The 23909-nt window shown below is 41.5% G+C and carries 23 protein-coding genes; 20 read left to right on the top strand and 3 right to left on the bottom strand.

Annotated elements, in window-relative coordinates:
• Positions 1-74: 74 nt before the first annotated feature.
• On the top strand, positions 75-725 hold the full coding sequence (upp, locus tag QE404_RS12345; RefSeq protein WP_307450863.1) for a uracil phosphoribosyltransferase: 651 nt from the start codon (positions 75-77) through the stop codon (positions 723-725).
• A gap of 133 nt (positions 726-858) precedes the next feature.
• Here upp and QE404_RS12340 read toward each other — a convergent pair whose 3' ends face one another.
• Positions 859-1512 (bottom strand): ComF family protein, encoded by a 654-nt coding sequence (locus tag QE404_RS12340; RefSeq protein WP_307450861.1) that lies wholly within the window; start codon positions 1510-1512, stop codon positions 859-861.
• 152 nt (positions 1513-1664) lie between these two features.
• The gene (locus QE404_RS12335; protein ID WP_307450859.1) at positions 1665-3137 is read right to left on the bottom strand and encodes a helix-turn-helix domain-containing protein; all 1473 of its coding nucleotides are present in this window, start codon (positions 3135-3137) and stop codon (positions 1665-1667) included.
• Between the two features lie 124 nt (positions 3138-3261).
• On the opposite strand from QE404_RS12335, the gene aceB reads away from it, so the two are divergent.
• The 7 genes from aceB (at position 3262) to QE404_RS12300 (ending at position 9805) form a co-directional block, all read left to right on the top strand.
• The gene (gene aceB / locus QE404_RS12330; RefSeq protein WP_307450857.1) at positions 3262-4836 is read left to right on the top strand and encodes a malate synthase A; all 1575 of its coding nucleotides are present in this window, start codon (positions 3262-3264) and stop codon (positions 4834-4836) included.
• Positions 4837-4925: 89 nt separating this feature from the next.
• Positions 4926-6206, top strand: a complete 1281-nt coding sequence (aceA, locus tag QE404_RS12325; protein WP_307450855.1) for an isocitrate lyase — start codon at positions 4926-4928, stop codon at positions 6204-6206.
• A 97-nt stretch (positions 6207-6303) separates the two neighbouring features.
• On the top strand, positions 6304-6687 hold the full coding sequence (locus QE404_RS12320) for an acyl-CoA thioesterase (RefSeq protein WP_307450853.1): 384 nt from the start codon (positions 6304-6306) through the stop codon (positions 6685-6687).
• 31 nt (positions 6688-6718) lie between these two features.
• Entirely contained in the window at positions 6719-7165 is a 447-nt protein-coding gene (locus tag QE404_RS12315; protein ID WP_307450851.1) for a 6-pyruvoyl trahydropterin synthase family protein, read from the top strand.
• A 20-nt stretch (positions 7166-7185) separates the two neighbouring features.
• Positions 7186-7959, top strand: coding sequence for a UDP-2,3-diacylglucosamine diphosphatase (locus QE404_RS12310; RefSeq protein ID WP_307450849.1), 774 nt, complete (start codon positions 7186-7188; stop codon positions 7957-7959).
• Positions 7960-8146: 187 nt separating this feature from the next.
• The gene (locus QE404_RS12305) at positions 8147-9139 is read left to right on the top strand and encodes a LuxE/PaaK family acyltransferase (protein WP_307450847.1); all 993 of its coding nucleotides are present in this window, start codon (positions 8147-8149) and stop codon (positions 9137-9139) included.
• Between the two features lie 120 nt (positions 9140-9259).
• The gene (locus QE404_RS12300; protein WP_307450846.1) at positions 9260-9805 is read left to right on the top strand and encodes a hypothetical protein; all 546 of its coding nucleotides are present in this window, start codon (positions 9260-9262) and stop codon (positions 9803-9805) included.
• 29 nt (positions 9806-9834) lie between these two features.
• Here the strand turns inward: QE404_RS12300 and aqpZ are convergent, their stop codons facing one another.
• On the bottom strand, positions 9835-10551 hold the full coding sequence (gene aqpZ / locus QE404_RS12295) for an aquaporin Z (RefSeq protein ID WP_307450844.1): 717 nt from the start codon (positions 10549-10551) through the stop codon (positions 9835-9837).
• A gap of 215 nt (positions 10552-10766) precedes the next feature.
• Here aqpZ and QE404_RS12290 point away from each other — a divergent pair, with 215 nt between their 5' ends.
• The 12 genes from QE404_RS12290 (at position 10767) to QE404_RS12235 (ending at position 23878) form a co-directional block, all read left to right on the top strand.
• Positions 10767-11387: a DUF5715 family protein gene (locus QE404_RS12290; protein WP_307450842.1), complete on the top strand. Its 621-nt coding sequence runs from the start codon at positions 10767-10769 to the stop codon at positions 11385-11387.
• An 82-nt stretch (positions 11388-11469) separates the two neighbouring features.
• Positions 11470-12225, top strand: a complete 756-nt coding sequence (locus tag QE404_RS12285) for a hypothetical protein (protein WP_307450840.1) — start codon at positions 11470-11472, stop codon at positions 12223-12225.
• 229 nt (positions 12226-12454) lie between these two features.
• A complete protein-coding gene (locus QE404_RS12280; RefSeq protein ID WP_307450838.1) occupies positions 12455-12832 on the top strand; it encodes a hypothetical protein in 378 nt (125 codons plus the stop codon).
• Between the two features lie 62 nt (positions 12833-12894).
• Positions 12895-13611, top strand: a complete 717-nt coding sequence (locus QE404_RS12275) for a sensor histidine kinase (protein WP_307450837.1) — start codon at positions 12895-12897, stop codon at positions 13609-13611.
• Entirely contained in the window at positions 13580-14257 is a 678-nt protein-coding gene (locus QE404_RS12270; RefSeq protein ID WP_307450835.1) for a response regulator transcription factor, read from the top strand. Before QE404_RS12275 ends, QE404_RS12270 begins: the two co-directional genes overlap by 32 nt.
• Before the next feature lie 132 nt (positions 14258-14389).
• Entirely contained in the window at positions 14390-15733 is a 1344-nt protein-coding gene (locus tag QE404_RS12265) for a T6SS phospholipase effector Tle1-like catalytic domain-containing protein (RefSeq protein ID WP_307450833.1), read from the top strand.
• A 118-nt stretch (positions 15734-15851) separates the two neighbouring features.
• On the top strand, positions 15852-17783 hold the full coding sequence (locus tag QE404_RS12260) for an ABC-F family ATP-binding cassette domain-containing protein (RefSeq protein ID WP_307450832.1): 1932 nt from the start codon (positions 15852-15854) through the stop codon (positions 17781-17783).
• Positions 17784-18053: 270 nt separating this feature from the next.
• Positions 18054-18410, top strand: a complete 357-nt coding sequence (locus QE404_RS12255) for a hypothetical protein (RefSeq protein ID WP_307450831.1) — start codon at positions 18054-18056, stop codon at positions 18408-18410.
• Positions 18411-18605: 195 nt separating this feature from the next.
• Positions 18606-20999, top strand: coding sequence for a TonB-dependent receptor (locus QE404_RS12250; protein WP_307450829.1), 2394 nt, complete (start codon positions 18606-18608; stop codon positions 20997-20999).
• An 18-nt stretch (positions 21000-21017) separates the two neighbouring features.
• Positions 21018-21605 (top strand): hypothetical protein, encoded by a 588-nt coding sequence (locus tag QE404_RS12245; RefSeq protein WP_307450827.1) that lies wholly within the window; start codon positions 21018-21020, stop codon positions 21603-21605.
• 139 nt (positions 21606-21744) lie between these two features.
• Positions 21745-23079 (top strand): trigger factor, encoded by a 1335-nt coding sequence (locus QE404_RS12240; protein WP_307450825.1) that lies wholly within the window; start codon positions 21745-21747, stop codon positions 23077-23079.
• A gap of 109 nt (positions 23080-23188) precedes the next feature.
• The gene (locus tag QE404_RS12235) at positions 23189-23878 is read left to right on the top strand and encodes a hypothetical protein (protein WP_307450824.1); all 690 of its coding nucleotides are present in this window, start codon (positions 23189-23191) and stop codon (positions 23876-23878) included.
• Positions 23879-23909 lie beyond the last annotated feature (31 nt).

Here is a 23909-nt window from a genome sequence, read left to right as displayed (position 1 = left end):
GCTAAATATACTGCATTTGTGTTTACATTCCGTAAGTAAATTTTGTAGTTTTGCAGAATCAAACAGAGATATTCATGCGTACGATTTTATCACAAGAATTTTCATTAGTAAATCAGTGGATCAATGAACTCAGGAACGTTAAAATACAGCATGACCGGCTGCGTTTCAGGAGAAACATGGAGCGCATCGGGGAGATTGCCGCTTTTGAAATCAGCAGGACACTTGAATACAGGGAAGTGGAAATTCAGACGCCTCTTGATACTGTTACCGTAAAAGAAATTGCTGTACAGCCTGTTATTACAACGATCCTGCGGGCAGGTGTTCCTTTGTTCCAGGGCCTTCTTAGTTATTTTGACCAGGCAGACTGTGGTTTTGTAGCTGCATACCGTAAGCATGACGCCAATGATTATTTTTCCATCAAGCAGGATTATCTGACGTGCCCGAGCATTGAAGGAAGGCCGCTTATTGTGGCAGATCCTATGCTGGCGACCGGTGCTTCTCTTATTGAAGCCATAAAAGACCTTCTAACCCATGGCACGCCTACAGAACTGCATATCGTTGCAGCAATTGCATCCAGGCAGGGCGTTGAAACCATAGAAAAGCAATATCCGCAAGCTAAAATATGGATAGGTGCCATTGATGAAAACCTGACTTCCAAAGGATATATTACTCCTGGATTGGGCGATGCCGGAGACTTGAGCTACGGCGAAAAACTTCAGCGCTAAACTCTAAGTAAAGATCTGTAATATCATCAAGGCTGCATTTTCAAGGATACAGCCTTTACTATTTCGAAAAATCTATCTCGTCCTCCCCAACACTCTCACTCTCCCACTCTAAAAACCCTCCAACCCAAAACCCTCATTCATCCATCGCCATCACCAGCACACTCACCGTATTGCCGGGCCTGTTTAAGATTTCCCAGGCAATAGTGGCCAGCGTATTTCCGGTGGTGAATACATCATCAATAAGAAGGATGTGTTGCCCGGTAATGTTCCGGGTCAAAGAAAAAGTATTTTCTGCCTGCAGGCGGTGCTGTTTGTCTTTCAGGGCCTGTGCCTTTGAATAATGGTTCCTTTTAATAAGGCTGTGATCGGCGGGGATACCGTAGAATTTAGACAAAGCATCAGTAAATGTATGGAGCTGGTTGTAGCCTCTTTCCCTCTGTTTCCTGGGATGGAGCGGCACGCTTACCAGCAGGTCGGGCTTTTTGTTTTTAAAGTCGAGGTGTTGTGGGATCCATCCTGCAATGATTTTCCCTGTCTTTTCCCGGTTCCTGTATTTGAGCTCGTGAACGATTTTACGGCTTAGATTTTCTTTTTCAAATTGCATAAGGGCAAAGGCGTGCTCAACCGGAAAAAGCAGCCGGCACCTTTCCTTGAGGAGATTATGCCCAAAATAGTCGAAATGGGTAAAGTGAATCTGGCTGAAACATAGATTGCATACCAGAAGATCGGCTTCGATAATCCTGTTGCATTCCAGGCAGCGGTTAGGAAATAAGAGGTCTAGCATCATTTGTGTGTGATATATTTAGATGCTAAAATACTAAATTGGATCGAAATAAGGAATTCGTAATCAATGCTTTTGTGGTTGATTACCCGATTATGATTCGGGAATCTTTATCAAAAAACGACGATCAGTCATTCTACCAGGATGTTCATGTTAAACTAGAAATCTTTTCGGATTTTTTCAATTGCATTTTTCATATTAGAGTTGAAGTATTCCTTTTCAAGCCGGATGGGAGGGGCCTGTCTCACTTGGCAATCTGCGACGCTGCAGGATTCACAGGTTACGCCCACATTAATGGTTTTCAAGGTGGGCGATTTGATGAAGTTAATCTTTCTGATCGTTTGTGTATTCAATAAAATCCCCAGGCAATAACTTCTGTTGCTTCCATCGGAGAACGGATTCTTTTGAGATGTCGAAATCACCAGGTAGCTTGTGCCCTGGTCTTTGTAATGGGAAATCTGCGCGTCTGTCAGCGTTTCATTTTCTTTCAGGTGGTGCAGGTTTTTAACGGCAATCCATCTTCGGCAGTAATGTTCGTTGGTGGCATTGGCATGCGGAGCTTGCTGATGGTTCAGATGCAGCTCCTTTAGGATCTGGATTTTATCTGAATGGTTCTTTTTAACCAGGCACAGGTAAAACAAATCCTTAATTCCCAATTCGGAAGAAAGTATATTGGTAAGGCGGTAATAAAAGGTTTCGGGAGATTGGGTGAAATGTTCGGTTAACCGTTCAAAACCAGACGGATTCCATATGTTTTGCAGAAAAAATTCTGCCGTCCTTTCCTTAATTTTTTCTTTGGATATTAATAAAGCACCGGCAAAGTAAGATGCATAAAAATTGTTTAAAATTTCCTCAAAACTTCCAAAATCCAGCCATGAATAGGTATTGGGACGATTTTTTAGTTCCAGGACATTAAATCCGACTTCCTTAGCGAGGATGAAGGTCTTCTGGTCTTTTTCCAATTTTCGGTTCAGGAGCAACAGCATTTTTTCAGGAATAAACAGGGACCGGAGATGATCCAGTGTTCCGTATCGTTCAAAATCTTCAGACCGGATGGTATAATTAAACTTTCCGGTCAAAATGTTTTCTAAAACTTCAGATTGCAGGTTTTTACTGATTTCCATCTGGTTTTCCTGTGCAAACTGTATTGCTTTTTCTTCGATTTCAGGGAAATAATTATCATAAAGTTCCTGAAACGAACGTAGAACTGCAAAATAAAACCGTTCTTTCCCCAGGTTGTAATTCTGAGAAATTTCAATCAGGGCATTGATGAATGCCGTTACTTTTTTCGGGGCATCACTGATGATGCTGATGAGGTTGTTTTTGTTGATTCCGAAAAGTTCAAGAGGAATTTCCTTAAAAAAATCTGATTGCAGGATTTCATTGAACGGCATCAGGCTTTTGTCGAGCTTCGTAGAGACCAGATCATCGAAGGTGCAGTTCAGCGCTTCCGAAATCTGAATGATTTTGTCATGCTTAGGATATTTTTTACCATTCTCAATTTCATTAAGATAGGATTTTGACATACCGGTCTTCACGGCAAGATCCTGGAGAGACCAGTTTTTCTTTTGCCTCTGCTGCTTTAGTTTAAGCCCGAAAACCGTCTTGATATAGTCACTTTCATGATTCATGAATCAAAGATAGAAATTAACTGCGATTTTTCGCATAATAATTTTTTAAATATTTTAGCGAACGTTCGCTGTATGTGAAAATTTTTATTTATGTTTGTCAGGTGCAATTACAAAATCAATGCTTATGGAAACCAAGACTCAGTTAAAAATAAAAGCTCAGGAAAAGTTTGAGGAGGTATTTACAAATGATTTGACAGATTTTCTGGTAGAACTCCATCGAAATTTCAATCAGAAAAGACTGGAACTCTTAAAATATAGAGAAAAAGCTCAAAATGAGTTTGATGCCGGCGTCCTTCCCGGATTTTTGCCCGAAACCGAAGAAATCCGAGACGGAAGCTGGATCTGTGCACCTCTTCCCGAAGATCTTTTGGACAGGAGAGTGGAAATTACCGGGCCTGTTGACCGCAAAATGATTATCAATGCCCTTAACTCGGGTGCGCTGACCTTTATGGCAGATTTTGAAGACAGCAATTCTCCTACCTGGAAAAACTGCATGGAAGGGCAGCTTAATCTCTCCGATGCGGTTAACCGATGCATTGATTTTAATAACGAACAGGGTAAATCTTATCAGCTTGGTAAAAACACCGCTGTCTTAATGGTCCGTCCGCGGGGCCTGCATTTAAATGAAAAGCATATTGAGATTAATGGTGAGCAGGCTTCAGCCTCTTTAATTGATTTCGGAATTTATTTTTTCAGGAATGCTGAGCAGTTGCTGAAGAACGGAAGCGGTCCCTATTTTTATCTTCCAAAACTGGAGCATTATAAAGAAGCCCGGTGGTGGAATGATGTTTTCGTCTTTGCCCAGGATTACCTCGGGATTCCGAAGGGAACTGTAAAAGCGACGGTTTTGATTGAAACCATAACCGCTTCTTTTCAGATCGACGAAATTCTGTTTGAATTGAAAGACCACAGTGCCGGCCTGAATTGCGGGCGATGGGATTACATTTTTTCATTCATTAAAAAATTCAGGAATCTTCCCGGATATATGGTGCCGGACCGAGATCAGGTAACCATGGCTTCACCTTTTATGAGTGCTTATTCAAAAAGGGTGATTGAGATCTGCCATAAGAGGAATGTTCATGCTATCGGCGGAATGGCAGCACAGATTCCTATTAAAAATGATTACGAAGCGAACAGCATTGCTTTTGGGAAGGTGCGCGCAGACAAGGAGCGGGAAGTGAAGAACGGGCATGACGGAACCTGGGTAGCCCATCCGGCTTTGGTATCTGTGGCCAAAGATATTTTCGACCAATTCATGCCGTTGAAAAACCAGATCCATAACAAATTTGATTATCAGATCATCGAAAAAGACCTGCTTGAGGTCCCTAAAGGTGAAATCACGGAAAAAGGAGTTCGTAAGAACATTAATGTAGGAATTCTTTATCTGGAATCCTGGTTGATGGGAGTGGGGGCTGCGGCAATTTATAATTTGATGGAAGATGCGGCAACCGCTGAAATTTCAAGAACACAGCTATGGCAATGGCTGAAAAACGATGCGATTTTGGATGATGACCGCAAGCTGACCAGGGCAATGGTCCTTCAGTGGGAATTCGAGGAGCTGGAACGAATCGAAAAGTATGTGGGGGAGGAACGTTTCAGAAACGGAAAATTCAACCTCGCCAAAGAGCTCTTCAATGAACTGATCTTCTGCGAAAAATTTGAGGAGTTTTTAACATTGAAGGCTTATCCGTTTATTTAAGCCGAAGTAATAGTGTCAGAGGAGATAAGAGAAATGTAGTAAAGCAGATAAAAATAATCACAAATCAAAATAACCTAAACAAAAATAGTATGAAAACAAGACAAGATCAAATCCTGGAAATAGAAAAGGACTGGCTTGAAAATCCTCGCTGGAGCGGGATAAAAAGGCCGTATACAGCTGAAGATGTTCTGAAACTTCGGGGGTCCTATAAATTAGATTATACCATTGCGACTGAAATGGCCGGGAAATTTTGGAACCAACTGAATCAACAGGAGTATGTGGCAGGATTGGGAGCTCTAACAGGAAATCAGGCTGTTCAGGAGGTAGATGCCGGCCTGGAAGCCATTTACCTTTCGGGATGGCAGGTGGCTGCGGATGCCAATTTATCCGGTGAGATGTATCCCGACCAGTCTCTGTATCCTGCCAACTCAGTGCCTTCTGTGGTCAAGAAAATTAATAATGCTTTATTGAGGGCAGACCAGATCCAATCCGTAAATGGGGGAGGAGAGAAAGAATATCTGGTTCCGATCGTGGCAGATGCAGAAGCCGGATTTGGCGGAAACCTCAATGCGTATGAATTAATGAAACAGATGATTGAAGCCGGAGCTGCGGCCGTGCATTTTGAAGACCAGCTGTCTTCTGCCAAAAAATGCGGCCATCTGGGAGGGAAAGTGCTGGTACCGACTCAGGAAGCGGTCAATAAGCTGATTTCTGCCCGTTTAGCGGCGGATGTCCTGGGCGTGCCGACCCTGATTATCGCACGAACGGATGCGGATGCCGCAGATTTGTTAACGTCTGATATTGATGAAAGGGATAAGAAATTTCTGACAGGGGAAAGAACTTTCGAAGGCTTTTTTGTAGTGAGAAACGGATTGGAGCAGGGAATTGACCGGGGCCTGTCTTACGCTCCGTACGCAGACCTGATCTGGATGGAAACCTCAAACCCGGATCTGGAACAGGCCAGAAGATTTGCAGAAGGAATTCATGCGAAATTTCCCGGAAAAATGCTGGCATATAACTGTTCGCCTTCTTTTAACTGGGCGGCAAGGCTTTCTGAAGAGGAGATGCTCAATTTCCGTGAAGAGCTGGCAAAAATGGGGTATAAATTCCAGTTTATAACCCTGGCCGGTTTCCATGCTCTGAATACGGCTATGTTTGAGCTTGCTCTGGCATACAAAGAAAAAGGAATGGCCGGTTATTCTGAACTGCAGGAACGTGAGTTTGCTTTGCAGCAGAGAGGATTCAGGGCGGTGAAGCATCAGTCTTTCGTGGGTACAGGATATTTTGATGAGATCCAGAATATCGTTACGAGCGGTTCTTCAGCAACCGTCGCGATGAAAGATTCTACAGAGACGGCGCAATTTCATTAGCAGAATCCATTGTAAGTTAATTATATTGTTATAACCTTCCTGGTTTTGGGAAGGTTTTTTATTCTTATAACTTACTTTTGTATAAATATTTGAGAAGATGAGCCTCATTTTTGAAAAGCAGATCACAGTAACGCAAGCCCATATCGATGGAAATAATCATGTTAACAACGTTCAGTATGTACATTGGGTAGCAGAAATTGCCGGGGAGCACTGGGACTTGGTCAAACATGCAACAGCATATCCTGATGACGTCTGGATGCTTCTCGATCATCATATAAGTTACAAAAAGCAGGTGTATCATGGTGATGTGATTACCGTGAGAACCTATCCCAAGCCTCCGGAAGGAGTCAGGCAGCCCAGGAAAGTGGAATTTTACTGCAATGATCAGCTTGTTGTTGATTCTGAAACGTGGTGGGTTCTCATCAATAAGGAGACCCAGAGAATCAGGAGGCTGGAAAATGACTGGCTCGAAAAGCTGTAATACATTTGTTGTTTTGTCATATCTTTGCACCATGATACGTATTACAAAAATTTTTACATTTGAAACCGCCCATGTATTGTACAATTACGACGGTAAATGTAAAAATATGCACGGGCACTCCTATAAACTGTTCGTAACGGTGAAGGGAAGGCCTATCAATGATCTGGAGAACCCCAAAAACGGGATGGTAGTGGATTTCGGTGATATTAAAAGCATCGTAAAATCTGAAATAGTGGATGTGTGGGATCATGCGGTTCTTGTCAATGCGCTTTCCCCTCACAAAGAACTCGGGAACAACCTTGAAGAACAGGGGCATAAAGTGATCTACTGCACCTTCCAGCCTACCTGTGAAAATATGCTGTATGCCATTGCAGCCAAGATAAAATCAAAACTTCCGGCCGGTATCAGCCTGGCATACCTTAAGCTTCACGAAACGGAAAACTCCTACGGCGAGTGGTTTGCAGAGGATAATCAGTAATTTATTCAAAACGTCAATCGGTGTTAAAGACCATCATCAATTTAGAACCCGGGAAAAAGGTTTATTTTGCATCAGACCAGCATTTCGGAGCTCCGGATCCTAAATCAAGCAAGGTACGGGAAGAGAAGTTCATCCGGTGGATGGATGGGATCAAGAAGGATGCGCAGATTCTTTTCCTTATGGGTGATCTGTTTGATTTCTGGCATGAATGGACGTACGTAATTCCGAAAGGATATGTAAGGGTCCTGGGAAAAATCGCGGAACTGAAGGACAGCGGCGTACAGATTTACTTTTTTGTTGGCAACCATGACCTGTGGATGAAGGATTACCTGGAAGAAGAGATCGGATGTACCGTATTCTATCAGAAACAGTATTTTGAAATCAGCGGGAAGCAGTTCCTGCTGGCGCATGGTGACGGGCTCGGTCCCGGTGATAAAGGGTATAAGCGGATGAAGAAATTATTCACGAATCCCCTGGCCCAGTGGGCATTCAAATGGCTGCACCCGGATATTGCCATGAAGATTGCATTGTATATGTCCCAGAAGAATAAAATGATTTCAGGGGAAGAGGATAAAGAGTTTCTGGGTGAGGATAAAGAATTCCTGGTCATATATTCCAAGGAAAAGCTGAAAACAATGCAGATTGATTATTTTATCTATGGGCACCGGCATCTTCCTATGGTCCTTACCCTGCAGGATAAAGCAAAATACATTAATCTGGGCGATTGGATCTCATACTATACGTATGGGGTTTTTGAACAGGAGTTTGAGCTGAAAACTTTTGATGAAGCATAAAAAAAATTACCCCTTTCGGGGTAATCTTCGGATAAAAAAAAATTACCCTTGTTTTTAATCCATATTCCGCATTGATTGTTGCAAGAAGCTTACCAAAAACTAAATTCTGAAGTAAAAAATCAATAAAAAACAATACCTTTATGATAACTTATTCATACTGAGTATTAAATATCATATTTCTATGTTGATGAACCAGATATTCGATATCAGAACAGAACAGGAATTTTTAAATGCCGCACTGGAAATTTTTCGTTATCAATATGACCATGTTGATGTATACAGGAAATTTGTGGACTACCTGAAGATCAACCCGGATGACGTAACAGAGCTGTCAAAAATACCTTTTCTGCCGATAGAAATGTTCAAGAATCATTTTGTTTCAGACCAGCAGGTATTGCCGGAACTGTATTTCCAGAGTTCTGGTACAACCCGGATGAATCTTTCTAAACATTATATTGCAGATGAAAACCTGTACCGGGAAAGCATTGAGAAAAGTTTTGGGCAATTCATAGGGCCGCCCGAAGACTACATTTTCCTCGGATTGCTTCCCAGCTATCTCGAACGGCAAAACTCGTCGCTGATCTATATGGTGGATTATCTGATGACAAAGTCAGACAAGCCTGAAAACGGGTATTTTCTATACAACCATTCCGAACTTCTGGATCTGCTGAATACACTCACTGATAGGAAGGTCATTCTTTTTGGAGTTTCCTTTGCGCTGCTCGATTTTCTGGATTATTGTGCTGCTCATCCGGAAGACAAGATCTTAAAGCCATCCGAACAGCTGATCGTGATCGAAACCGGAGGTATGAAGGGCAGAAAAGAAGAAATGACCAAGGATGAGCTCCTCAGCATATTGCAGCAGGGCTTTAAAACAGATAGGATTTATTCTGAATATTCCATGACGGAACTGCTTTCCCAAGCCTATTCACTGGGAAAGAATGAATACCGCTGCCCCAATTGGATGAAAATCCTGATCCGGAATGCCGAAGACCCTTTCGCTTACGAAAAGGAGGGGAGGACAGGGGCTATTAACATCATTGACCTGGCTAATATCCACTCCTGTGCTTTTATTGCCACCCAGGATCTTGGAAAGGCCGAAGAAGACCGTTTTCAGGTATTGGGAAGGATAGACCATTCTGATATCAGAGGGTGTAGTTTGCTGGTGAGCGGGCAGTAAGTGGGAGAGTAGGAGAGTAGGAGAGTAGAGAGTGAGAGAGTAAGAGAGTTGGTGTATGTGAGAGGATAGTGAGTGTTGGGATGAAATGTTTAGTTATTATTATTTAGGTTAGAGATTATTATGTTGAAGATTGAAGAGCTTGTACATGCTTTTATCCACAGCCATTGCAATTTTGAAAAGGAAATCGTGCTGACGAATCATTTTCAGGCAGACTGGGAAGCGGATATACTGATTATTGATAAGGAAGGCTACAGCCATGAAATTGAGATCAAGCTGTCAAAAAGCGATTTTAAAAATGATTTTAAAAAATCCTATACCCATGCGGTTACCGGAGAAAAATTTCTGAAGCACGATAAGATTTCCTGCGGGGACTATGTCTGTAATGCATTCAGTTTCTTGCTTCCCATGGGAATGGTAGACCATGCGCTGATCCCTGCCCATTGTGGGATCATTGAATTTTATCATAATGTGGACAGCTGGGACACAGAATTCTATATGATCCGTCAGCCTAAAAAGGTGCATGAGGACTCATACTGGAAGCTGAATGATAAAGATCTTTTCCTCCGTAAAATGGCCCAGAGCCTGCTGTACAGGAAAATGGAGATCAAAGGTAAGCATGAAGAGCTTATCTTCAGAAACCCTTTTGAAATCAGAAAAACAAAATAAATCCTGCATAAAGCAGGATTTTTTTCGGACTAAACTTTTTCTTCGGCATGGTTCTGAATCAGGTACCTGTAAACAAGTCCTCCTGTAATTCCTCCTGCAATCGGAGCTACCCAGAACAGCCATAACTGGGAAATGGCCTCTCCGCCCACAAATATTGCCTGCGAAAGGGACCGTGCCGGATTCACCGATGTATTGGTAATCGGAATAGAAATCAGATGGATCAGGGTTAATGCCAGCCCTATGGCTATTCCGGCAAATTTTCCGTTGGCCCAGCGGTCCGTAGATCCCATGATAATGATAAGGAAGAAAGCAGTCAGAAGGAATTCAGCCAGAAAGGCGGCTCCCATACTAAACGCCTTACCATTGTAAACAGCTTCGCCATAAAAATTAGTAGCAAAATCGCCCGGTTTGGTAAAATGGGTGGGACCTGCTCCGTTCAGGATGATGTACAGGCATCCTGCAGCGGCAATAGCACCGATACACTGCGCAATAATGTAAGGAATGAGCTCCTTAGCCGGAAACCTTCCTCCGAAGAGTAAACCAAAAGAAACTGCAGGATTGAAATGTCCGCCGGAGATATGCCCAACGGCATAAGCCATTGTAAGTACACTAAGCCCGAAAGCAAGAGCAACACCCAAAAGGCCGATTCCCAGATCAGGAACACCGGCAGCAAAAACGGCGCTGCCACAACCTCCGAATACCAGCCAGAACGTGCCGAAGAATTCGGCAAATAATTTTTTTGTCATTTAATGTGCTTTTTTAATTAGGATAAATTTAAAATTTTATATTCAGATTTAAACAGCTTATTTGTTGGAAATTTATTATGTTAAATGAGTTTAGAATTAGTTCATTGATAATTTTTGTTGCCTATTTTTATATTTAATGTTATATTGATTTCAGTTTTGTTTTTGACTCGTATGGCATAAATGTTTATTTTTATTTTAAAATTAAAGGGTAATTCATGAAAAAAGTCTTGTTTGCTGTCCTGTTATCCGGTTTTGGCAGCCTTTCAGATGCTCAGGTATCTAAAAAAAAGCTCCCATGTTACGATCTGAAGCAAATAATGAAAGTGGAAGTTACTCCGCTGTACAAACCGCATCTGGATGCGGCAAGAAGTTTTGGCGTCAAGCTGCTGGAAGATGCATCCATGGTTCAGAAATATATTGCCAACGGAAAGCTGAAGAAGATAAAGAAAACGGGGAAGGGGTACAGGATACAGAAACTGGATTACAGCAGGCCCTACATGGTGAGCAAGGCTAAAAGCATGCTGGAAAAGATGGGAGCCAGGTTCAGTAAAGAAACCGGTGGCCATACTTTTACCGTTTCTTCCCTGACACGGACACTGGAAGACCAGTGCCGGCTGAGGCGGGTTAATGCCAATGCAGCTATCGGCATCAGTTCGCACAACTACGGAAACTCATTTGATATTTCCTATATACGGTTCAATGATGTGCTGAAGTACAATCCCAAAATGGAAATTGCCCTGGAAAAAGTTCTTCAATATTACCTCAAAAAAGGGATGATCCTGTACATCAAGGAAAAGCAGCAAAGCTGCTACCATATTACAATAAGAAATTATTAATTGTTTTTTCAATACAGTATGAATATTTGCAGGGGTAATTTACTTTACATAATTTTGTAGGAATCAATTTAACCATGAGCTTATGACAACTTTAGACAACAGACAGTACGAACTCGCCTTAGAAGCCTGGATTACCAGCTGCAAAGATTTTTCATCGCTTCAGAGACTCATCCCTACAAATTATGTTTTCAACCTTTCTGCGGAGCAGATTGAATGGCTGAGACAAAATAATGCCAATAGTCAATTTTCCGTTGAAATCGGAGTATACAACAATCAACTGATTATGATCCTCTGCCCTCTGGACCAAAGAGGACAGAAAGTATTCACCAGTGATTATCCGTATAGCGTTTTGTCTGCGCTAAGTCAGGATATTACACTCACACAGACCCAGCAGTACGTGGTAGTGAACAATGCCGTTATTTCTACTGACCTGCGCAGGATAGATAATACCGCAGATACATCTTTTCCCGTATACAGTATGCCTATGATGGCTCAGGATAAAGCGGTGGATGCTATAGAAAAGTGGAGGGATCAAGGATCCAACTGGTTCTATTATGAATGCACCGAGCAGGGAGGAAGCCGGATCTTCAACAAGTTTTATGTACCTTCCAGCAACATTAACCCACCTGAACACGACAAATCTCCTACCAGTATTGTATGTGCATTCGGGCTTAAATATTCCGATATTTACCAGAGAATGATGGTAACACTTATTTTTATTTCATTTTATGGAGACAGGCAGGATAATGGAAGCATCACTACCATTTCCAATACCTATGACTGGTCACAACCGAGCCCTCCGTTCCTAATAGCCATATCTGATGCTACTGGGATTTAAAATAATACTCTACTTAAATAACAGTCTGTTATTGCTGTGCTTTATATTGGGTATAAGCAGGCTCAGACTATTAAATAATAAAGAAAAATGGTATGTTTTCTATATCATTTTTCTTTTTTTCATTGAGGCATCAACCAAGGTTATTCTCTATTATTTCAGGTTACCTGATGCCAATTTTCTGTACCCCCTTTATATCGCGGGAGATTTTTTTATCCTGAATTACCTTTTTTTGAGGAAAAACAGTCTTACATCCGTTCCTGTTTTACTCATATTGGTATCGGTACTTACCTTTATTTTAGTCAACGGATACTTACGGCCGATGGTTGATAATGATGATGTAAAGGTTATTTCCAATATCATCATCATCTGCCTTGCCGGATATACTTTGATCCGGGAAATAAAGGAAAAGCATTTTGAGAACCGTTTCCTGTTTGCAGATGCCTGTATATTCCTGTATTATTCCGTATCTGTATTCACATTTATCATACAGCAGCAGTTAAGCTCTATTTCACAGCTTAATGCCAGCCTAATCTGGGGAGCGAATAACCTCCTGTCCAGTGTGATGTACGGATCATTAATTTATACCTTTTTAAAATTAAAGAAGTAACCTTAAATATCAGCTCCCTCCTGCTTATAATTGTTGCCGTAACAGTTATAATCGTTTTTGGCTTGCTGGCCTACCGTGCTTTCATCAACAGGATTATCGAAGAAAAGAATACCCAGTATGAGGCGGAAGTTCAGCATCAAAAAAATCTGGTGCTGGAAAATATAAGGGCACAGGAAGAAGAACGTAAAAGAATTGCGGTCATGATTCATGATGATATTGGAAACCGGCTCAACATCCTTTCCCTGTGGCTCAATAACCTGGATACCAAAGGAGATGAACTGATCAGGAAAAATATAGCCGCGCAGATGTCTTCCCTCATCGATGCAGCCAGGACCATTTCCCATTCATTATATCCGGTGAACCTGGATTCTGTTGGCCTGGTCCTGTATATAGAGGAACTTATAGCCAATTTGTCCAACAGGATTAATATTTCACTCAATGTTGGGCCTAAATACAAAAAAAAGAATATCTTTATAGAGGTGCAATTATACCGGATTATTCAGGAGTTTACCACAAATGTCCTGAAACATTCCGAAGCGACAAGAGTCTGGATCTACATCAAGGATAACCCCGGTAACCTATCTGTGGTGATTTCGGATAACGGACAGAGTTTTGAATACGAAGCCGTAAAAAAAGGCATGGGTATCAAAAATATCGAATCCCGCATCAAGTCTATGAATGCATTACACAAATGGAAAAATATTATGAATAAAGGAAGCCGTTTAATCATTAAAATTCCATATGCTAATGAATCCTCCTATCAAGATAGCCCTGATTGATGACGAACAACTGATCCTTGAAGGCGTAAAAATGTTGCTGTCTACGGAACAAAATATCTCAGTATGCCTTACCTCCAACAGCGGACCCGATTTTATCGAGCGCCTTGCAGGCCTGGAAGCCGGCGACTTTCCGGATATAGCCCTGGTGGATGTCCAGATGAAGCCGATGAACGGGTTTGAGCTGGTAGCCCTCCTCAAAGAAAACTATCCTGACCTGAAGATTATTATTCTTTCTTCACATTACAAAACCTCAATCCTGGGGTATATGGTTAAATTGGGCGTATCTGCATTCCTGCCTAAGAATTCAGACCGGAAAACCTTTATAGAAGCCATCACCATGGTGCATAAAAACGGAGTGTTTTTTACACCAGGAGACCATCAGATGCTGCTTTCCTACATGAACAGCACGACCAAAAAGAAAAGCCTTTTTGAAATGGATGACGAACTCTCCGAACGTGAAAAAGATGTAGTTAAGCTGATCTGCCAGGAATTTACCAACCATGAAATTGCTGACAAGCTTTTCATCAGTCCCCGGACTGTAGAAAGCCACCGCCAAAGGATTGTTGAAAAAATAGGTGCTAAAAATACGGTAGGTATTGTTATCTATGCCATCATCAACAACATTCACCCGCTAGAAAGAATATAATTCCGTAGAAGTACGGATTTTTTTATTTGGTATTTTTTACGGTATCAATCCGTTTTTTTTCATTGTTATTTTGTTCATTCCCATAAAGTTCAGGCAACAATTGTCCCGACTTAAAAGGGTAGAGTTATAAGAATGAAGAACAATATTATTTCTATCGGTATTTTTTTCGACGGGACAGGAAACAACGGAATCAATGCCGGCTCCCCGGTAAAGCCGGCTAAAAACAATGAAAGCTATTACGGCTGTCCTACAAATATTTACAAACTTTTCGGGCTGTTCCAGGGTGATGAAAAAATATATGTTGAAGGAATCGGAACCGTAACCGGTGCTGAAGACAGTGATTTTGCCATGGCCATCTGTAAAAACCCGAAAGGTTTCCAGGGCTATTCCTGCGATGACAAACTCGCGGCAGCCTCGGCTTTTGTAACAGAAAAACTCCATGGACTTTCTCAGGAATACCATTTTTACATTTACGGATTCAGCCGAGGTGCCATGCTTGCCAGGACTTTCTGTAACCAATTGATGCAGTCGGCTCCACAGTATGGAAAAACAATCCGGACTAAATTTTTAGGAGTTTTCGATACGGTGGAATCAGCTCCGTTCAATACTTATGATGTCACGGTAAATGAAGCTGTTGAGGCCGGATTGCACATCTGTGCAGTAAACGAATGCAGATACTTTTTCCCACTTACAGGCTTTTTTGAAGATTCAAAAGATAAAGCAGATTCTGAATTCCGTGCCACGCAGGGTGTTCTCAGGGAGATTTTTGTTCCAGGCGTACATGCCGATATTGGAGGAGGCTATCTTGAGGGGTCGCAGTCCGTTTATATTTCAGGAGAACATATCACCAGTAATGATGTGGTGTATTACGTGGAAAACATCAGGAATACCGCTAAAGACTCATCCGGGAATAAATTATGGAACTATTCGCTGAAAAATTATGAAATTGATGAAGGTACCTTTTTTTCACAGGCTTACATCATTAAAAACAAGGTATATAACGACCTCTCAAAAATATACGGTCTGCTGATGCTGGAAGAGACCAATAATATTACTGCGGTTTTCAGCACCGGTTTCAGCGATTCCGATTTTGCCATTGATGGCATGAGGCACCCTTACTTGTCTGAACTGTCCGAAGAATTGCGCCGGTACATGAAGCTTTTTCCTTCCGGTCCTAAACCAGTATATGACTTTCAGAAATTAACCGGTTACCTGCATGTTTCTGCCAACTTTGGCCTTTACAAAAGCATGTCAGCAGAAAATACAGAAGTGGATGCAGAACTCATCAACAATGGGCTCAACATGCCGAGCAATGCCAAAGGCTACCATGTGGATTCGGTAGATTCGGTAATACATTCAGATCTCCTGCTATCGGAAGATTCTGTCATAGATTATGCATTAGGTACCAATATCCCGAACAACAGCGATTGGAACCGTACGATATTGATAAAGGAAAATTTCTATAACAAATGTTAGTCCTTTTCAGTTTTAATTTAGGTGTGAGCTGCCCTTAGCGGGCAGCTCTTTTTTATTTCTCTGTAATTCGTTTCTTTTTCCGTATTTTTGCCCCCGGAAATTTTAATCATTATTTACAATGCTTTCGGTTCAAGGTTTAGGATTACATCATTCGGGAAACTATCTGTTTCAAAATGTGAATTTCACCATCAAAAAAGATGATAAAGTAGGATTGGTCGGTAAAAACGGGGCCGGTAAATCCACATTGCTCAAAATGCTCTCCGGAGAAATCAGCTTTTACGAAGGGAATGTTGTTCCGGAAGGGAATGTTACCATCGGTTTCCTGAAGCAGGACCTTGATTTTGTGAAAGGAAGAACGGTTTGGGCTGAAACCATGCAGGCTTTTGAGCAGATCAATGCCTGGAAGAACGAATTGGAAGAAGTGAACCACCAGATGGTGACCAGGACCGATTACGAAAGCGATTCCTATACGGACCTGATCAACAGGATGACAGAACTGAATGATCTTCTGATGAACCATGATGCTTACAACCTGGAGGGCGATATGGAAAAAGTACTCTTCGGTCTTGGTTTCAAAGCAGATGATTTCCAGAAAATCACAGATGAATTTTCCGGAGGCTGGAGGATGAGGATCGAGCTGGCCAAGCTGCTGCTTCAGAAAAATGATATCATGCTTCTCGATGAGCCTACCAACCACCTTGATATGGAATCTATCATCTGGCTTGAAAACTTCCTGAAAGATTATCCCGGTGCCATCGTACTGGTAAGTCACGATAAGCAGTTCATGACGGCCGTATGCAACCGTACCTTTGATATCAACAATAAAAAGGTGGATGATTATAAGGCTAATTATTCCAAATATCTCATCATGCGTGAGGACCGCCGTGAAAAGCTGATTCAGGCCAAAAAGAATCAGGATGCGGAAATCAAGCAGATGGAGGACAACATCAATAAATTCCGTGCAAGCGCAACCAAAGCTTCATTCGCTCAGTCATTGATCAAGAAGCTGGATAAGATCGAGCGTATCGAGGTGGATAACGAAGACGTTTCCAAATTCAACATCCGTTTTGTACAGTCGGTAGTTCCGGGGAAGGTCATCTTTGAAGCTGAAAACTTAGGGAAGGCCTATGGTGAAAAACAGATTTTTGATAATGTGGATTTTATGGTCCAGCGAGGAGACAGGATTGCACTCCTGGGACAGAACGGGCAGGGGAAAACAACGCTGGCTAAAATCCTTGCAGGAGACATTAAAGATTATTCAGGTTCATGGAACCTTGGCCATAATGTAAATATCGGGTATTTTGCCCAGAACCAGGAAGAAGTTTTAACTCCGAATAAAACCGTTCAGGAAGAAGCGGAAGATGCTGCAACGGAAGAAACAAGGCCTAGAGTACGGGATTTATTAGGATCTTTCCTGTTCCAGGGTGAAGCGGTCAATAAAAAGACGAAAGTGCTTTCCGGAGGAGAAAGAAACCGTCTGGCACTTTGTAAACTGCTGTTGCGTCCTTTCAATACGTTGATCATGGACGAACCTACCAACCACCTGGATATCCAGTCCAAAGAAATCATCAAGCTGGCTTTACAGAAATTTGAAGGGACACTCATCGTGATTTCTCACGACAGGGAATTCCTGCAAGGGCTTTGTGACAAGATTTATGAGTTCCGTGACGGAAAGATGAAGGAATTCTTAGGGGATATCAATGAATACCTTGAATTCAGGCAGAAGGAATCGATCCGCGAAATTTCGGCGGAAAAAGCAAAGCTTCACAATGAAGTTGCTAAACCGGAGGCTAAAAAAGCGGAAGAGAAGCCTGAACCGGTTTCCGGTCAGCAATCAGCTATAGTCAGTAAAGAACAGAAGAACATTCAGAATAAAATTAAAAAAGTAGAAGAGAAAATTTCTGAACTTGAAACAAAAGTGGAAGAGTTTGAAGCGTCTTTTACCAAAGAAAACCCTTCTGAAGATACGCTGGAAAAATATAATAAGACAAAAGAAGAGCTTGAACTGGCTTTACAGGAGTGGGAATACCTCGGCTCGCAGCTGGATTAAACTTTCTTGTTCGCATTGACCCGGTTTTAAAGATATAATCAATAACGTTGTCAGGGTGAAACCCTGGCAAGGCTGATCAGTCAAAATTTTAAGGTCGGAATAAATGAGTAATAAAGGTTACATATCTTCAAAATTCTGAAGCGTTATGATTGTGTTAGTACGGCCATTTATTTTCTTTTGAGCATCAATATTTATATACGTTACCTGTCTGCAAAGCATTTTAAGGAAACTTTAATAGGGTTTTCTGATTTATTTTTATACTTTTGAGGCATGATTTTTAGAGAAAACAGAAATCTGAAGAATTTTATTTCCAAATTGCTATTTGGGATCTATTTTCTTGCGCTGTTTTCCCAAAGCTTTCATCATCATGATCGGTCTGATATTTTTAAGGGATTCAATCTTAAAAATAAGGAGAACACCATGGCGAAGACTGGTGCTAAAGCTAAATCCGGCGACTGTCTTGCGTGTCATTTCCTTGCTACCGGAAATACCCTTATCCCTGAAGAATTCAGTTTAACTTTTGAGCACGCTTCTCATGAAGCGGAACAGATGATAGCTGTTCAGGAAAAATTATGGGATCAGATCAAATTTAATTTCAGGCTACGCGGCCCGCCCTCAGTTTCTTAAACTACATTTTATTTTTAACGGTTTTAATGGATTTGACTTTCAATGTCCGTATGTACACCTATCTGATAGATGCACATGATCCCGCGACTGCTGTGAATCAGAATATCTGATGTTTTTCTGAACGACGGTCAACCATTAATCTCAAAATTTTTACGTCAATGTACTGTAAACAGTACACAATCAATTTATTGTATAATGAAACTGATATACGGTTTATTGCTGGTCTGCTTCGGATTGGTATTCATAAACGCACAAAAAACATACAGTGTGGAAGGGACGGTCAAAGATATGCACGATAAGACCCCCCTTGTTAATGCTGAAATCATTCTTGGCAAATACAGTTCGAAAACCGATGCTAAAGGAAGGTTTTCGTTCGGTGCAATTCCTGCCGGGACCTATACTTTGCTGGCGAAACATCCGGACTGCCATGATTACACTGAAAATGTAAATGTAAACGGAAACCTCCAGCTTGCCATAACACTTGAACATCATATTGAGGAAATCGAAACGGTGACCGTGCATGGCAGCCATAAGAATAATGGCAGCATGGTAGTGAAAACGCTCGACAAAACGGATATATCCAGGAATATTACGGAAAACCTCGGTAATATGCTTACCAATATATCCGGCGTCAATGCCCTTAAAACAGGGAATAATATTTCCAAGCCCATTATCCATGGCCTTTATGGCAGTAGGGTATCCATCATTAATGATGGCGTAAGGCTTGCTGAGCAGGAATGGGGTGTGGAGCATGCTCCCAATGTAGACGTCAACAACTTTGAGCATATTGATGTGATCAAAGGGGCATCTGCACTTAAATACGGCAGCGGTGCTGTGGGTGGAGTAGTCGTACTTCAGCCTCAGATCCTTCCCCGTAAAGATACCATTATGGGTGCGGTCTCGTTATCGGGAATCAGCAATGGGCGCGGTGCCAGTCTTAATGTGAAACTGGCTAAAACATGGAAAGATGGCTGGGCAGTGAAAACCAACGGAAGCTTTAAAAAACTGGGCGACCTCCAGACGGCCGATTACGGCCTGATGAATACGGGAGTACAGAACTATGGGTTTAATTTTGGGGTACAGAAGATGAACTTTGATAGAGGATTTTCTTTCGACTATTACCTCACAGATAATTCCATCGGGATTTTAAGGAGCTCACATGTAGGGTCTGCAGAAGACCTGTATGAAGCCTTATCTTCGCAGCAGCCTATTTACAAAAGGAAATTTTCCTATGATATCGATAATCCAAGACAGGAGATCGAACATCATATCGCTAAGATTTCCGTGTATCAGAGATTCGGGGATTTCGGAAAACTGACCGCTACCTATAGTTTCCAGTACAACCACAGGAAAGAATATGATATCCGTCGTACGGAAGCCTTAAGCAAAAAACCTGGCCTGGACCTGGAGCTGATTACAAATGACCTTAACATCAACCACCTTATAGAAAGAGAAAAATGGAGCCTTGAAACAGGAATTGATGCAGGGTACCAGAATAATTACTCCAATCCGCAGACTGAAGCACGAAGGCTAATTCCTAATTACGACAGGTATTATGCAGGCATTTATTCTGTCTACAAGTACAAGATATTGCCTAAACTGGAGGTAGAAGTTGGCGGAAGATATGATTTCGACCGTTACGATGTGACCAAATGGTATGACCTGTCAGACTGGAATAAGCTGTATGCGAATGATTACAAGGATTTTGTAGTGCGGATCAACCAGAACAGGATTCTGACCAGGCCGCAGCTGAATTATAACAATATTTCAGCGAATGCAGGGATCGTTTACCGCCCGGCAGATAACTTCAGCCTTAAATTCAATTATGCAAGAGTGGCAAGGTCTCCGAATATTGCAGAACTTTTTGCAGACGGGCTTCACCATTCCGCAGCAATCATAGAGAAAGGGGATATGCGGATGAAAAATGAGATGGGAGATCAGTTCAACCTTATTGCAGATGCAAGGATCAATCTTCTGCAGGGGCTGAATATCTCCGTAAACCCTTATTTCTTTCATACTAAAAACTTCATCAATCAGATTCCTACGGGGTACCAGAATACCCAATGGGGAGGGGATTTTGTCGTTTACTCATATCAGCAGATCGACGCGAAGATGTACGGGATTGATGTGGATGCACAGCTGAAGATCTCGGATCATCTTACTTATAAAGGAAATGCCTCGTATGTATACGGACAGGACCTTACCCATCAGGTTCCTCTTATTCTTATGATGCCTCCCAACATTAACAATACCCTGGAGTATCATAACGAAAAATGGAAGAACTTTTATTTCAATGTGAGCAACAATACGCTCCTGAAACAGACCAGGTTTCCGGTCTACAACATCCTGATCACAAGGTATGATTCAGACGGGAACTCGTTCAAGCAGAGTGTGGATATTTCCACTCCTCCGGACGGATATTCGCTCTGGAACCTCCAGACAGGGGTCAATCTGTCTAAAAATTTCGGGATTGATTTTTCAGTCCGCAATGTTTTCAACAAAACCTATAGAGACTATCTCAATAGGTTACGGTTCTTCTCCGACGAAATGGGGAGAAATTTTATTTTAACGCTTAAATATCAATTTTAACAAATTTAAATCTCAGTTATGAAAAATACATTTAAAAATACAGCATTCATTTTAGGCCTTTTAGCCATCGTTTTTTCCTTAGGATTGGTTTCGTGTAACCGAAGCGATGATGAAGCGGATGACCTTCCACAGGAAGAACTTTCTGATGTCCTTCTTAAAGTAACCGACGATGGTACAGGAGCATCGGTAGTATATGATTATCAGGTGAACAGCACATCTAATCCTAATGTAAAACTTACAGATGGACATACTTATAGTGTAGAAGTGATCTTTAAAAACGGGGATGAAGATGCCACACAGGAAATCCGGGATGCAAAAGACGAACACTTCCTGGTGTACAACTTCCCGAATTCTGATATTACACTTACCCGTACCGATGATGCTTCTTCTACCAGAGCAGACGGTAAACATGTAGGGTTAAAAACAAAATGGGTGGTTAATAAAGCCATAAAAAATGCGTCTGCTCAAAGCCAGCTTATTCTAACCTTATTCCATGAGCCGGTTACAGTTTCCGAAGCTTCATCTGTAAGCGGAAACGGAGTGGTATACGGAAGTCATACAGGAGGTGAAACAGATGCTCAGGCTACTTACAATATCATTAACTAATGCACAAATGATGATGATAAAAACCACCGGAACTCCCGGTGGTTTTTTGCTGATAAATATTTGATGCTTAAGAATTTATTTGAAATGAGTTATTTTGATAAAAAATTCATATTTTTGCAACCTAAAATTTTAATCAATAATGAAGGTTACCGCACAAAACCATGATGACGTAAGTGCATTGCTTACCGTAACATTGGAAAAATCTGACTACAAAGAAAAAGTAGAAAAGCAGTTGATTAATTATGCTAAAAATGCGCAAGTTCCTGGTTTCAGAAAAGGGAAAGTGCCTTTAAGTATGGTTAGAAGACAATATGAAGCAGGGATTGCATTCGAAGAAATCAACAAGCAGGTTTCCGATGCCCTGAATGGCTATGTAAACGAAAACAAACTGAGACTTGTAGGGCAGCCGGTTCCTCAGCCAGTCAATGAATTCGATTACAATGCAGATCAGCTGGAAGTAGCTTTTGAAGTAGGGTATGAGCCTGAATTCACCATAGATCTTTCTAAATATGAAGCGCCTCACTACAAAGTGGAAGCTTCTGAAAAAGAGATCAACAAGAGCATTGAGAACATGCAGAAGCGTTTCGCAGAGCAGGAGCCTCAGGAAAAAATCAATAAAGATTCCTATATCGCACTGGAAATCTCTCAGGTAGTTGAGGAGGGTGCGGAAGGTGAACACCACCACCAGCCGAAAAGTACTGTGATTACCGCAGAAAACAAGGAGGCTTTCAAATTGGTAAAGTCCCTTAAAATGGACGGAACCGTAAAAGTTTCCAAAGAAACTCTTGCGGGTAATGAAGAGCTGGCTAAAGAATTAGGATTCAGCAAAGACGAAGTGGAGCACCTGCACCATGACGAAGTTGAAGTAAAAGTAAAAGACTTCTACAGCCTTAAATTAGCCGAACTGAACCAGGAACTTTTTGATAAAGTATACGGAGAAGGAAACATCACTTCCGAAGAAGCTCTTAAAGAAAAAGTAAAGTCTGAACTGGACGAATATTTCCAGCAGAATGCTGACGTTCATTTCGTAAACAAAGTATTGGAGCAGGTAACGGAGAAAGAAGAAGTAAAACTTCCGGAAGCGTTCCTGGTAAAATGGTTGGTATTCTCTAACCAGAACATCCAGTCTGAAGAGCAGGCTAAAGAAATCCTTGAAGCAGAGAAAAACCAGTTGAAATATCAGATCATCGAAGGTAAACTGATGACGGATAACGATGTGAAAATTGACTACGCTGATGTATTGGCTCAGGCTGAACAATTGGTAAGAAACCAGTTGGCTATCTACGGAATCCACCACTTAGGGGATGAAGAGATCCAGAGCTATGCTGTTGAAATGCTGAAAGACCAGGAACAGGTAAGACAGATTTCTTCTGAAGTAGCCATGGCTAAACTTAAAGATGTAATCCTTGAGAAAGCAGACAAGAAAGAAACTGTGATCTCTCACGATGAATTCTTGGAAGAACTTAAAAAATAATCATCCTTACAGAGGAGAAGAGCCACCGGAATTCCGGTGGCTTTTTATTTGTAGGTAAGATGTCCTTAATTCACACAATATTGCTATATTTACGTCCTAAACTAACTTTATGAAAAAGATGATCATTCCGTTTGTATGTGCCGCACTTTTTGCTACTCCTTTAGCCGCACAGCAAACAACTGCTGCAGCTTCAGTAAAAACGGAGGCGAAAGTATCTAAATTAACCCCTAAAGAAGTTATTGATAATTATCTGAAGGCTCTGGGCGGAAAAGAGAAGCTTGAATCCGTAAAATCTGTGATTATGGATAATACACTGAGTGTACAGGGAATGGAAATTTCCATGGTCACTAAGAAGATGGGCAATAAATTCAGGTCTGAGCAGTCTGTAATGGGACAGAAAATAGTTCAGGTGTTTGACGGTGAGAAAGGTTACATTGACCAGATGGGGCAGAAAACCGATATTCCTGCTGATAAAATTGCAGAACTTAAAAAAAGCAAAGTTATCGATGCTCTAGGATATGATGCTTCCAGCTTTAAAGAGGTAACAGTAGAAAAGATTGATGGAAAAGATTATAATGTCCTGACTTCCAATAAAGGTAAATTCTATTTCGATGCTGCTACCGGCCTGCTTTACAAATCCGGCACAGCTGAAGGTAGTGCTGTAATGAAAAGCTATATGACAGTAGACGGCATTAAATTTCCCGAAGTGATCGAAGCCGAAGGCAGAGGCCAACAGGTGATGATTAAAACGACTAAAGTAACGGTCAATTCAGGAGTTACCGATGCAGATTTCAAATAAGATATTCTGATCAAGTATATAATAAAGCCGG

This window comes from Chryseobacterium camelliae, assembly GCF_030818575.1.
Lineage (GTDB): Bacteria > Bacteroidota > Bacteroidia > Flavobacteriales > Weeksellaceae > Chryseobacterium > Chryseobacterium camelliae_A.
Note: the sequence above shows the minus strand (reverse complement) of the source record. Positions and strands in the feature narration are given on the sequence as shown.

Coding starts and splice junctions, on each gene's coding strand:
- upp (WP_307450863.1), top strand. CDS start 75: ATGCGTACGATTTTATCACAAGAATTTTCATTAGTAAATCAGTGGATC.
- QE404_RS12340 (WP_307450861.1), bottom strand. CDS start 1,512: ATGATGCTAGACCTCTTATTTCCTAACCGCTGCCTGGAATGCAACAGG.
- QE404_RS12335 (WP_307450859.1), bottom strand. CDS start 3,137: ATGAATCATGAAAGTGACTATATCAAGACGGTTTTCGGGCTTAAACTA.
- aceB (WP_307450857.1), top strand. CDS start 3,262: ATGGAAACCAAGACTCAGTTAAAAATAAAAGCTCAGGAAAAGTTTGAG.
- aceA (WP_307450855.1), top strand. CDS start 4,926: ATGAAAACAAGACAAGATCAAATCCTGGAAATAGAAAAGGACTGGCTT.
- QE404_RS12320 (WP_307450853.1), top strand. CDS start 6,304: ATGAGCCTCATTTTTGAAAAGCAGATCACAGTAACGCAAGCCCATATC.
- QE404_RS12315 (WP_307450851.1), top strand. CDS start 6,719: ATGATACGTATTACAAAAATTTTTACATTTGAAACCGCCCATGTATTG.
- QE404_RS12305 (WP_307450847.1), top strand. CDS start 8,147: ATGAACCAGATATTCGATATCAGAACAGAACAGGAATTTTTAAATGCC.
- QE404_RS12300 (WP_307450846.1), top strand. CDS start 9,260: ATGTTGAAGATTGAAGAGCTTGTACATGCTTTTATCCACAGCCATTGC.
- aqpZ (WP_307450844.1), bottom strand. CDS start 10,551: ATGACAAAAAAATTATTTGCCGAATTCTTCGGCACGTTCTGGCTGGTA.
- QE404_RS12290 (WP_307450842.1), top strand. CDS start 10,767: ATGAAAAAAGTCTTGTTTGCTGTCCTGTTATCCGGTTTTGGCAGCCTT.
- QE404_RS12285 (WP_307450840.1), top strand. CDS start 11,470: ATGACAACTTTAGACAACAGACAGTACGAACTCGCCTTAGAAGCCTGG.
- QE404_RS12270 (WP_307450835.1), top strand. CDS start 13,580: ATGAATCCTCCTATCAAGATAGCCCTGATTGATGACGAACAACTGATC.
- QE404_RS12265 (WP_307450833.1), top strand. CDS start 14,390: ATGAAGAACAATATTATTTCTATCGGTATTTTTTTCGACGGGACAGGA.
- QE404_RS12260 (WP_307450832.1), top strand. CDS start 15,852: ATGCTTTCGGTTCAAGGTTTAGGATTACATCATTCGGGAAACTATCTG.
- QE404_RS12255 (WP_307450831.1), top strand. CDS start 18,054: ATGATTTTTAGAGAAAACAGAAATCTGAAGAATTTTATTTCCAAATTG.
- QE404_RS12250 (WP_307450829.1), top strand. CDS start 18,606: ATGAAACTGATATACGGTTTATTGCTGGTCTGCTTCGGATTGGTATTC.
- QE404_RS12245 (WP_307450827.1), top strand. CDS start 21,018: ATGAAAAATACATTTAAAAATACAGCATTCATTTTAGGCCTTTTAGCC.
- QE404_RS12240 (WP_307450825.1), top strand. CDS start 21,745: ATGAAGGTTACCGCACAAAACCATGATGACGTAAGTGCATTGCTTACC.
- QE404_RS12235 (WP_307450824.1), top strand. CDS start 23,189: ATGAAAAAGATGATCATTCCGTTTGTATGTGCCGCACTTTTTGCTACT.